We start from the raw sequence: 766 nt of genomic DNA, 5'->3' as shown, positions 1-766 counted from the left end.
ATTGTCTCCAACTTTTGGGGTACACTTCATGGGCGGGGTGATTTTTTTTTGAATTGTAAAATCGAAGCGGTGCGCGCGCGATTTTTTCCGGCAGTCTTGAATGCTGTGGTATACTTGTTTCTGGCGTTCGCGCCAAATTCTTGGAAAGAGGTACTTTTATGGCAGAATTCTTGAGATGCAGAAAATGCGGGAAAATCGTCGAGGTCGTTGCCGGAGGCGCACCCGAAACAGTCTGCTGCGGGGAGGACATGGCTCCGCTCCGCGCTAACACGACTGACGGCGCATCTGAAAAACACGTTCCCGTCGTCGCCATAGACGGCTGGTCCGTTTCAGTCAGGGTCGGCTCCGCCGTGCACCCGATGGAGGATGACCATTATATCCAGTGGATTGCCCTTGAGACCGACAGGGGAATCCAGCGCAAGTGGCTCTCTCCCGGCGCCGCTCCCGAGGCCGGCTTTGCGCTCGTCGACGGAGAGGTTCCCATCGCCGCCTACGAGTACTGCAACAAGCACGGTTTATGGAAGGTTGATTTGTGATTTTTTTTCTTTCCCTTCCTGAAAAATCATCCAGAGTATAAGTTGTTGCCCGCGCAGAAAAAACGCTTTTTTGTGCGGGATTTTTTATGCGGATGAATTTACAATCTAAGTGCAACAAATGAAAAAGACCCATAGAATCAACTATAATGGTGTTTAGTCAAGACATTATTACAGGAGATAAAATGGGTCACTACAAACATCTTAGCACAAAAGAGAGAGAATTTATACTG

Annotated in this window: 1 protein-coding gene; it reads left to right on the top strand. The window is 49.0% G+C overall.

Translation table 11 applies throughout. From position 1 onward, the window contains the following. Window positions 1-158: 158 nt before the first annotated feature. Entirely contained in the window at window positions 159-536 is a 378-nt protein-coding gene (locus TRESADRAFT_RS00070) for a desulfoferrodoxin family protein (RefSeq protein ID WP_002701610.1), read from the top strand. The last annotated feature ends 230 nt before the right edge of the window (window positions 537-766 follow it).

The sequence above is a fragment of the Treponema saccharophilum DSM 2985 genome, assembly GCF_000255555.1.
Lineage (GTDB): Bacteria > Spirochaetota > Spirochaetia > Treponematales > Treponemataceae > Treponema_D > Treponema_D saccharophilum.
This window is presented reverse-complemented; position numbering and strand designations above follow the sequence as displayed.

Coding starts and splice junctions, on each gene's coding strand:
- TRESADRAFT_RS00070 (WP_002701610.1), top strand. CDS start 159: ATGGCAGAATTCTTGAGATGCAGAAAATGCGGGAAAATCGTCGAGGTC.